Genomic DNA, 10,803 nt, shown 5'->3' on the forward strand with positions numbered 1-10,803 from the left:
TTGCAATTCAACCGATCGATAATACGTGAAAATTATAGTAATTCACGTTGCTTTAAATTACGCATCAAAGCATTTATTCCAAAATTCCACGGCGTTGCTTTGTCACTGGTCATGACCGTGTTGTATAGAGTGCCGAGTTTAGGTGAATGAATACGAACCACATCTCCAACTTTATGGGTAAAGCCAGCCCCAGCTTGTTCTCGATCTTGAGTAGGTGCAAATAAAGTACCCAAAAACAAAACGAAACCGTCTGGATATTGGTGATTTTCATTCAGTGTTTGTTGAATTAAATCTTCCGGGTCACGGCTAATTTGAGACATAGAACTCACACCATTAAGCACAAAGTTATCTGTCCCTTCAATTTTCAGTTCAACATCGCAAGCACGGATATCATTTAAAGTAAAAGTATGATCAAAAAGGCGAATAAACGGTCCAATTGCACAAGATGCATTGTTATCTTTGGCTTTACTCAACAGTAAGGCACTACGGCCTTCAAAGTCCCGTAAATTCACATCATTACCTAAAGTCGCACCTAAAATTTTACCGTGGCTATTTGCAACCAATACAACTTCCGGTTCTGGATTATTCCACTCAGACTTTGGGTGAATACCAATATTTTGACCCGTTCCTACGGCTGCTAAAACAGGTGCTTTGGTAAAAATTTCAGCGTCGGTACCAATACCCACCTCAAGATATTGAGACCACATTTTTTGTTCAATTAAATATTCTTTGAGTTGCAGCGCTTTTTCAGAACCGGGTTCAATTGTTTTTAAATTATCGCCAATTACGCCTTGTACAATTTCACGGATGGATTGGGCTTTTTGTGCATCGCCGCCCGCTTGCTCTTCAATCACTCGTTCTAACATGCTTGCGGCAAAAGTAACACCAGCTGCTTTAATCACTTGCAGGTCAATAGGGGCTAAAAAATATGCCTTGTTGATATCTGGTTCAGCGACTGTGTTGGCAAATAAATCATCAATTGATCCAACTAATTTTCCTTCAATTTCAGATAAAGCTTTTAAAGGATCTGAACTCTCAAGTAACTGGGAAATCGTGTGGAACTTTTCAGAAATATCAAAAACCTGATCACCTTTTAAAAGAATTGGAGATGGACCGGAAATTTGATTTGGAATCCACGCGCGACCAATTAAACATCCTTGGGTAGCGTCGTCTGGTAATGAGTTCTGGGAATTTAACGTAAAGTTCATTTAAAGCATCCTTCTTTTATTTGAAATCATGATATGTTTCTTATTTAATAAACACCAATCGTAATAATTTAATTATTAATAACGAAAAGTTATCGAAAAGGATTTTTATAAATGGCAGATTTGACTTACACAAGTTTAAATAATTGGTTGAAATTTAAACACTTGGTATTGTTGGAAACTTTGGCGAGAACCAATAACATGCATTTAGCTGCCGAGCAGATGAATTTAAGTCAACCTGCTGTTAGTAAAATGCTAAAGGAAATTGAGGGTCTGCTTGGGTTTCAGGTCTTTGAGCGGCTGCCTAGAAATATGCCAGTAACAGCCTTGGGTGAACATGTAATTCGATATGCCCAGCGTGTGTTAAATGATGCAAAGCATTTTGTCGAAGACATTGAAATTTTACGATTAGGTGGTCACGGTTTTTTAAAAGTTGGTGGTATTTTTGCCGCAACCGCAGTGGTGATTCCAAACTCAATTATTGAGATCAAAAAACAATGGCCGTTACTTTCTATCGATGTTGTTGAGCAAACCAGTGACCATTTAATGGAAATGCTAAGTGAGCATACTTTAGATTTAGCTATTGGTCGTTTTACCGATGTGACGCAAAGTCAGTTTTTTGATTTCCAACCTTTAGGCCCAGAGCCGTTTTGCATTGTTGTTAATAATGCTCATCCATGTGCCAAGAAAAAGTTTTGTACATTAGAAGAATTATTAAATTGGCCGTGGGTACTTTATCCTAAAGGCACGCCAATTCGACAACGTATGGAAGGCGTATTTGCGCGAGCTAAAGTTAAAATTCCCTTAAATACAGTTAATACCATGTCGATGCAGACCTTTTTGCAGATTTTAAAAGGCGCGCCTATGGTAGGAATGTTACCCGAAGCCATGGTGATCGATCAGGTAAAAGAAGGGCAATTGCAGATTTTAGAAACAGATCTAATTTTAGATGCGCAGGATTATGGAATTTTGACGCGTAAAGATGAACCAGTTTCTGATATTGCAGCAGCATTTATAAATATCTTACTTAAAAATGCGAAACGTAAATAAAGTATTCAGCCTCAAGCCATGGGGCGGTTTGAGGTTTTCAAGTTGAAAGATAACTTGCTTTATTGAGTAAATTTATAAACATAAAACTGATATTAAAAAGTTATCAATATTTAGAAATTATTCATTGGAAATTATTGCAGGGACTCCTTATCGTTTAATTCACGACAATTACAAAAGTTTTTAAGTGAATAAAAACTAGGAAAGGACCTCTGTATGAATGTACTAATCACTGGTGGAACAGGTTTTATTGGAAAACAAATTGCTAAAGAGATCTTAAAATCTGGCAGTTTGACTTTAGATGACAATAAACCTGAACCCATCGATAAAATTATTCTGTTTGATGCATTTGCTGGCGATGATTTACCGCAAGATCCAAGAGTTGAAGTGATTGTCGGTGATATTACCGATAAAACTACAGTTGCTCATATTACAGAAAATATTGATGTCGTTTGGCATTTGGCTGCTGTAGTGAGCTCGGCAGCGGAGGCTGATTTTGATTTAGGTATGGATGTTAATCTGTATGGACTCTTAAATTTATTAGAAGAACTAAGAAAGAAACAAACCACGCCTCGAGTCATTTTTGCGAGTGGCTGTGCTGTATTTGGTGGTCAATTACCAGAAGTTGTGACAGATGAGACAGTGGTTACACCAAAGTCGTCGTATGGCATGCAAAAAGCAGTAGGAGAATTGCTAGTCTCGGATTACTCAAGAAAAGGCTTTATTGATGGCCGTATTTTAAGGTTACCGACTATTGTGGTTCGTCCTGGTAAACCTAATAAAGCGGCATCGACATTTTTCAGCTCAATCATCCGAGAACCATTAAAAGGCGAAACGGCTATTTGCCCAGTACCGGCAGATACTCCAGTCTTTGTTACTTCACCGCGACGTTGTGTTGAATCAATGATTAAAGCGGCATCAATTTCTTCAGATGTACTTCAAGATAACCGAATTATTCCATTACCGGGATTAACAGTCACGGTTAAAGAAATGCTTGAGGCGCTTGAAAAAGTTGCGGGCAAACAAGCAACTGATTTGGTGCAATGGCAAGAAGACAAAACCATTCAACGTATTGTTCAAAGTTGGCCTGTTCAAGTGAAAGCTGAATATGCCGAATCTTTAGGTTTCCAAGCAGATAAAAATTTTGAAAGCGTGATTCAGGCACATATAGAAGATACCCAAAATTAATGGCAGTGATCGCCAGTTGATGTGAGAGTTATTATGGAAGATATCAAAAATGTAACTGCTCTCGAAGAGCAGACAATCAAACGTATTTCGAACCGAATTATCCCGTTTCTCATTATTTTATTCATTATGGCATTTCTAGACAGGACCAATATTGGTTTTGCTGCGTTACATATGAATGATGCACTTGGAATTACTCAAACCATTTTTGGTTTAGGTGCAGGTGTATTTTTTCTAGGTTATTTTATTGCAGAAGTGCCGAGTAATATCTTGCTTCATCGGTTTGGAGCGCGAATCTGGATTGCCCGAATCATGATTACTTGGGGCATTATTGCAGCACTCATGGGTTTTATTCATAGCGGTACGCAGTTTATTGTTTTACGGTTTTTACTGGGTATTGCTGAAGCAGGTTTCTTTCCTGGTGTGATCTTTTATTTAACCTTATGGTTTCCTGCAAAATATCGTGCCCGTGTTTTTGCCACGTTTTATCTGGGATTGCCAATTGCTCAAATTATTGGAGCACCAATTTCAGTTGGCCTTATGCAATGGGGTAATACCATTGGTTATGAAGGTTGGCGTTTGATGTATGTGCTAGAAGGGATCCCTTCCATTATTTTAGGGTTAATCTGTCTTAAATATTTAACCAATAACCCGAAAGAAGCAGAGTGGTTAACAGCTGAGCAGCGCCAATGGTTAATGTCTACACTAGAGCGTGAAGAAAGAGAAAAAGAGCAATCTGCCGATGCTGCTTTAACTAAAGGTGAACTCATTAAACAAGTGTTTAAAAATCCTTTGGTTTGGATTATGGCGGTTGTTTATTTTGGTATTACCTCTGGTTCAAATGCGATGTTCTTCTTCTTACCAAGTGTTTTAGAGTCATTCCGTAACACATTCGGTATGCAAATTAGCCTTATTCAAAATGGCTTACTCACCGCAATTCCATATGCATTTGCAGCTGTTGGGATGGTTTTATGGAGCCGCCGTTCTGACCGTAAACAAGAACGTTATAAACACGGTGCTTGTGCTGCACTTATGGCGGCGTTAGCTATTGCGATTGCACTTATTGTGAATCAGCCTTGGGCCATTATTGTCGGCTTTATTCTTCTTGCGATTGGTGTATTTAGCGCAATTAACATTTTCTGGACCATTCCTGGTCAAACTCTAACAGGTGTGGGTGCCGCAGCAGGAATTGGATTAATTAACTCGGTAGGTAATTTAAGTGGTTTTACTGGTCCATATTTAACTGGATATTTATATACCACCACAGGCACCTATACAGTGGCATTCCTTGCAATTGCTGGCTTTGTAGCGATGGGTGGTTTGGGCTTGTTGTTATTAGCAAAGTTAAAATCGAATAGCTTAAAAGTAGAACAGCAGCAACTTAAAGTTCGAACTGCTACGGAGATGAAATAATGGCGACCATCGGATTTGTGGGTACAGGCATTATGGGAATGCCGATGGCTATGAATTTACTCAAGGCAGGTCATCAGCTAAAAGTCTGGAATAGAACTTTATCTAAAGCAGATAGTTTAAAAAAAACTGGTGCCCAAGTTTGCTCTGACCTTGAACAAGTCGGAAAAGATGTAGAGTTTCTGATTTGTATGCTCAGCGATGGAAAAACCTGTGATGAAATCCTGTTTAAAGAACAGGGGGCAATCTCTCAGTTAAAACCTGAAAGTACGGTTATTGTCATGAGTTCGATACCCGTTGAAGTTGCGAAACTACAAGGTGACAAATGTAGAGAACGAGGACTTAGATATTTAGATGCTCCTGTTTCTGGTGGAGAAAAAGGCGCCCAAAATACAAGTCTTGCTATTATGGTGGGCGGTGACGCTAAAACATTTTCACAGGCTGAAACTATTTTAAGTGCAATGGGGCGCCCAATTTTAGTTGGTGGTGCTGGCTGTGGAATGCTCGCAAAACTGGTAAATCAAATGATTGTAGCAACCACCATTGCAACAGTGAGTGAAGGTTTATTGCTTGCTAGTAAAGCCGGCGCCGACCCTATTAAGCTAAAACAAGCACTCACAGGAGGTTTTGCAGATTCTCCAATTTTACAGCAACATGGCGAGCGTATGTTAAATCGAGATTTTAAACCGGGAGGCACTGCTCGAAACCAGCATAAAGATATTCATACAGCCGTTAGCTATGCTAAATCACTAGAATTGAATTTACCTGTTGCCCAACAAGTCAGCCAATTATTTGAAAATATGCTTGCTGCTGGAGATGGTGAGCTTGACCATTCTGGTTTAATTCGTGAACTTGAGCGAATGAACCCAGTGTGAAATTGCTTTAAATTTAGCGGTACTTGATGAATAGACATAATCAAGTACCGCTTTTTTTATGGTATTAATTTTTGAAAGTCTGCGTTTATTGCTTTTATATATTTTTAATATCTACTGAGGGAGAAACCCCAAAAAAACGTTTATATTCTCTGGAAAATTGCGACAAACTTTCGTAACCGACCTGAATACTCGTCGTTGAAATGTCATATTCTTCGGTCATTAATAAACGCCGTGCTTCGGTCAATCTCATTCTCTTTTGATACTGTAAGGGACTCATTGAGGTTGTATCCCTAAAATGTTGATGAAAACTTGATGCACTCATCCCCATCGTGCTTGCCAGTTCTTCAATACTAAATGGTTTTGCAAAATTTGTTTTTAGCCATTCAATCGCCTTCACAATTCGATGGCCTGTAGTTCCTGCCGCTACAATTCGTTTAAGTCGATCGCCTTGCGGACTCATCAATAAACGATAAAAAATTTCCTTAATAATAAGAGGAGATAAGATGGGGATGTCTTGTGGTGTATCCAGCAGTTTTATTAACCGTATAAAAGCATCATTCAGCTCTGAATTGACTACTCCAACCGCCATTCCTTTTTTCTCAGTATTTACATCTTTAAAAGGTATGTGGGCTTCAAGCATGATTTGGGCGAGTACATACGGGTCTAGGCGTAAGACGATTGAAAGATAAGGTCGTTCAACTGAAGCTTCCAGAACTTGCGCAATGACAGGCAGGTCAATTGCAGTAAAAAGGAAATGGTTAGAGTCGTACGTATAGGTTTCTTCACTCAGAATCACCTGTTTTTTACCTTGAGCAATCATACATAGACTTGCATCCATCATACTGCTACTTGGTTGGGTCAATGTTTCTGCGCGATATAAAGTCAGTCCCGTAATAGGTGTTTCGAATGTACCTTTTTCTCGGGTCCATTGATCGACAAGTTGAGCTAATTCTTGATTACTGTCTAGAGACCTATTCGCCATTCAGATTCCACCGATTACCCTCTGTGTTTTTATTGTAGGCATTTCAAATAAGAAAAATAGTGAGAAGTGCAACAATTCGGAGGATTAGGCAAATCTGTAAGAGGAATAGAACAACACCTTATAGCTTTCATTTTTATACTGAGAAACATGGCGAAAAGATGATGAGTTGCAACCTATTGAGTCAACACCTTTTAAAACACGTTTATGAGTTTAAAAACCTGTAGCCCTCGCTGAGTGTTCAACGAAAAAATCGTCTTTATTTACATTAAGCATGAGAGAAAAAATATGACAATTGAAGTTTTAGGTTATGCCGCGCTGTCATCAGAAACTCCTTTAGTTCCGTTTAAGTTTGAACGTAGAACCCCACGTGAAGATGATGTTGTCATTCAAATTGAATACTGTGGTGTTTGTCATTCCGATCTACATCAAGCTAAAAACGATTGGGGATTTAGTGCTTATCCGATAGTGCCGGGCCATGAAATTGTAGGTCGTGTAACGTCGATTGGCCCCAAAGTCACAAAATATAAAGTTGGTGATTTAGTCGGCATTGGCTGTATGGTCGATTCATGTCGTACATGTTCTGCCTGTCATTCAGGACTCGAGCAATATTGTGAAGAAGGTAATATCCAGACTTATGGCGGCGTAGATCGCCATGACCAACGCCCAACTTATGGTGGATATTCACAAAGCATTACCTGTAGCCAAGATTTCGTATTAAAAGTACCTGAAAATCTGGATGCTCAAGCTGTACCACCACTACTTTGTGCTGGCATTACCACATGGTCGCCGCTGCGTCATTGGAATGTTGGAAAAGGCAGTAAAGTCGCGGTAGTTGGTTTAGGTGGTTTAGGGCACATGGCGATTAAACTTGCCAATGCTCTAGGCGCTGAAGTGACACTATTTACTCGCTCAGCAAACAAAGAACAGGATGCAAAACAACTCGGAGCGCATCATGTTGTGTTATCAACAGATGAAGCTCAAATGAAATCAGTGTTGAATCAATTTGATTTGATTATTGATACGGTGCCTTATAACCATGATTTGAAGCCTTATATTCCAACCTTAGCTTTAAATGGAACTATTGTGTTAGTTGGATATTTAGGTGAAATTAGCGCAAATTCAGTACCTATGATTTTAGGAAGAAAATCAATTGCAGGGTCGGTCATTGGTGGAATTAAAGAAACACAAGAGTTACTCGATTTTTGTGGTGAGCATAATATTGTGTCTGAAGTAGAGATGATTGATATGCAAAACATTAATGAAGCTTTTGAACGTATGCTAAAGAGCGACGTGAAGTATCGTTTTGTGATTGATATGAAAACACTGTCTGAAGATTAATTTAGTAGTCATTTTCGGCTGTGCATACGATGAGTAGTGTGCACAGCTCAAAAGTTTAATACCAATGTGAGTGTTATGATTTAGAAGGAATGTATTTACGCATAGCAAAAATAAATAGCGTAAACAAAATACTAAAACCGAAAACAGGTAAGCTGAGTCCTAACACTAGACCCACCAATATTAACCCTATTTTTTGTGAGCCAGTTGCACGGTTCCAAACTAATAAGCTTTGCCCAACAAAGTGGCTTGTCATGAGTTTTAAATTCGAGTTTTTAAACGCAGCCCTATATCCGTAAATAATCATAATGCACAGTAGCAAAGCATAAAGTGCCAGTACCAATTGATTTATCCAGCCAAATAAAACACCAATATGCGCATCAACTCCCCAACGAGTGAGCTTTGCCACCAGTGAATAGTCTTTAAAAGCAAGTTGATCGATAACTTTGTGTTGTTCCATATCAATGGCGATACTGTCTGCTTGAGTTGGCCATTTACGCTGAATCTCGGCTACTTCCCAAGCTTGATTTCCACTGGTTGGTGGTTTGATTTGTATTTGTGCTGCATCAATACCATGTGCTCTGGCGATTGTAAGAACGCTATCGTACTCACTTGAGACAATATTTAAATTAAGGTTTTCACTGTGTGGCATTTCGTGATGTTCATGGTGCATCACTGTCGGTAAATTATCTTCTTGAAGAGAAGTTGCCAATGTTGGAGTTTGCCAATTGAGCCACTGACGAACAATTCGAATATTATCTCCAGCCCACTCGGACCATGTAAGCCCCGTAATGGCAATTAATAATAGAAGTGGAAATAAGACTAAACCAAATGTGCTATGCCATCTTAGTAATTTATTTTTTTGTGTTTGTCTGATTTTAAGATTTTGACGGCGTTTCCACCAATTATACAGTCCAGTTAAAGTCAAAATTGCTAACCAGCTTGCTGCCAGTTCACTATAAAATCGCCCCCATTTTCCGAGTAATAAATTGCTATGTAACTGGTCGAGCGTAGTTCGAAACGGTAGAACCCCGCTCGTACCATAGACCGCTAGATGGCCTTGAGCTTTAAGTGTAAAAGGATCAATAAAAACGGCTTCACTTGTAAAATCGTGGATAGGGTCTGAGAAAATGACACGGGTTGTCTGGTCAGTGCTTGAGGCTGGTCTAACTTCAATTACCTGTGCAGACTTAGGCATTACTTGCTTTGCGGCTTCAATTTGCTGGCTCAGCTTATGTGGTGTTTGATCTAGTGGCTCAACATATAGAACATCTTTATAAATGGCTTGTTCTAGTTGAGGCGTAATTGCATAGAGTAAACCGGTAATTGCAGCAAACAAGATAAATGGTGCAATAAAAATACCAGCATAAATATGGATTAAACGGTAAAGACTACGCCAGAAGGATGATTCAGTCAGCATCAGAAAAGAGTGTCTATCAGGTGTTGGGGCGGATTATAGCGATTTATTTCTATTGATGTTGATTGAGTTGTAAGCGCTATTAAATTATTTGAATAGCGCTTAGGTAGAGGGCTTAGCCTAATAATTAGACAGTTTTTATTGCTTGGTAAAATTGGCGCTTTTTTTGCTTAGTATTTAAGATCTTATCTACCAAACTTTATTTGATAATTCTATAGCTTATGTTTCAAGCCATCTTGCTCTCTTATGGTGTGTTTTTCACATGAAAAATGCACCAAATAAACGCATCTTTTTATTACGCACTCTATTTGTGCAAAAGGTGCCATAATGAAGTTATTCGCTTCATTACTTACTTTACTCATTCTATGTGGATGTTCTTCATCTGAACAAAATAGAAAAACTCAAGAAAACTCATCCTCTCATTCAATATGCGTTTTTGATAGTACAAATACAAAAGTCTGTGTAGCCAAACCTGCCCAAAGAATTGTTTCTCTGTTTGAGTCAGGTTTAGATGGCTTATATATGCTAGGGCAAGGTCATAAAGTGATTGGCATACCAGCCGAAGTATACATCCAACCTTTATTATTTAATGCCTACTCAACGATAGATCAACGTATTGCCAATAAACAGCTTGCTACGCCTACACAAGGGGCAAATGCAACCAATATTGAAAGTCTGGTGCTGTTAAAACCAGATCTGGTGATTTTGGGGAGCGGGCAAACCCAAACGATTGAACTGTTGCGGCAGTTTGGCATTGCTGTATATGTCATGGAGTCAGGCACCTACAAACAAGTGAAAGAAGAACTTTCTGGAATTGCTATTCTGAGCGGAGCCCAAAAGCGAGCTCAGGAAATTTTAAATTTCTCTGATGAAATTGTGGCAGAAGTCGCAGCCAAAACGGCTCGTCAGCCAAATAAACAATCGATTTACTATGCTTGGTCAGGAGGGCGTATTTTTTCTACCTCGGGACGTCAGTCGATTACCAATGATTTTATTGAGCTAGCGGGTGCATACAATATTGTTCAGACCGCTGCTAACCAACCCAACGTAAATCCCGAAACCCTCATTGAATGGAACCCTGACAATATTGTGCTTTGGAATACCAACCCTAAACTGATTTATGAACGAAAAGAATTACAAGGCTTAAGCGCTGTACAAAACCGAAAGGTATTTAATTTGAGTCCTGCATTTATATATAACCCGCACACCATCAAAATCATTATTACGGCGATTTATCTAAATCACAGTATTTATCCTGAACAGTCTGATTTACCTGTAAGTGCTTTACAACAGCGTATTTTAACTAAGTTGTATGGTGAGCACCTTGCAAAAGCGTTGGTGCAATGA

At 39.0% G+C, this 10,803-nt stretch carries 9 protein-coding genes; 6 read left to right on the top strand and 3 right to left on the bottom strand.

Going from position 1 to position 10,803, the window contains the following annotated elements; all coding sequences use genetic code 11:
* Positions 1-32: 32 nt before the first annotated feature.
* The gene (locus tag SOI76_RS08660; protein WP_104078696.1) at positions 33-1,208 is read right to left on the bottom strand and encodes a fumarylacetoacetate hydrolase family protein; all 1,176 of its coding nucleotides are present in this window, start codon (positions 1,206-1,208) and stop codon (positions 33-35) included.
* Between the two features lie 111 nt (positions 1,209-1,319).
* Here SOI76_RS08660 and SOI76_RS08665 point away from each other — a divergent pair, with 111 nt between their 5' ends.
* The 4 genes from SOI76_RS08665 (at position 1,320) to yhaE (ending at position 5,722) form a co-directional block, all read left to right on the top strand.
* Positions 1,320-2,255 (top strand): LysR family transcriptional regulator, encoded by a 936-nt coding sequence (locus SOI76_RS08665; protein ID WP_104078695.1) that lies wholly within the window; start codon positions 1,320-1,322, stop codon positions 2,253-2,255.
* 213 nt (positions 2,256-2,468) lie between these two features.
* On the top strand, positions 2,469-3,440 hold the full coding sequence (gene denD / locus SOI76_RS08670; protein WP_104078694.1) for a D-erythronate dehydrogenase: 972 nt from the start codon (positions 2,469-2,471) through the stop codon (positions 3,438-3,440).
* Positions 3,441-3,473: 33 nt separating this feature from the next.
* Entirely contained in the window at positions 3,474-4,850 is a 1,377-nt protein-coding gene (gene hpaX, locus SOI76_RS08675) for an MFS transporter (protein WP_017392709.1), read from the top strand.
* A complete protein-coding gene (yhaE, locus tag SOI76_RS08680) occupies positions 4,850-5,722 on the top strand; it encodes an NAD(P)-dependent oxidoreductase (RefSeq protein ID WP_104078693.1) in 873 nt (290 codons plus the stop codon). Before hpaX ends, yhaE begins: the two co-directional genes overlap by 1 nt.
* Positions 5,723-5,816: 94 nt before the next feature.
* Here yhaE and SOI76_RS08685 read toward each other — a convergent pair whose 3' ends face one another.
* Positions 5,817-6,704: an AraC family transcriptional regulator gene (locus tag SOI76_RS08685; protein ID WP_104078692.1), complete on the bottom strand. Its 888-nt coding sequence runs from the start codon at positions 6,702-6,704 to the stop codon at positions 5,817-5,819.
* Positions 6,705-6,989: 285 nt separating this feature from the next.
* Here SOI76_RS08685 and SOI76_RS08690 point away from each other — a divergent pair, with 285 nt between their 5' ends.
* Complete coding sequence (locus SOI76_RS08690; RefSeq protein WP_057074829.1) at positions 6,990-8,042, top strand: NAD(P)-dependent alcohol dehydrogenase; 1,053 nt, start codon at positions 6,990-6,992, stop codon at positions 8,040-8,042.
* A 73-nt stretch (positions 8,043-8,115) separates the two neighbouring features.
* Here SOI76_RS08690 and SOI76_RS08695 read toward each other — a convergent pair whose 3' ends face one another.
* Positions 8,116-9,459, bottom strand: a complete 1,344-nt coding sequence (locus tag SOI76_RS08695) for a PepSY-associated TM helix domain-containing protein (protein ID WP_104078691.1) — start codon at positions 9,457-9,459, stop codon at positions 8,116-8,118.
* Positions 9,460-9,783: 324 nt separating this feature from the next.
* On the opposite strand from SOI76_RS08695, the gene SOI76_RS08700 reads away from it, so the two are divergent.
* The gene (locus SOI76_RS08700; RefSeq protein ID WP_104078690.1) at positions 9,784-10,803 is read left to right on the top strand and encodes an ABC transporter substrate-binding protein; all 1,020 of its coding nucleotides are present in this window, start codon (positions 9,784-9,786) and stop codon (positions 10,801-10,803) included.

The organism is Acinetobacter pittii, assembly GCF_034064985.1.
GTDB classification, from domain to species: Bacteria; Pseudomonadota; Gammaproteobacteria; order Pseudomonadales; family Moraxellaceae; genus Acinetobacter; species Acinetobacter pittii_H.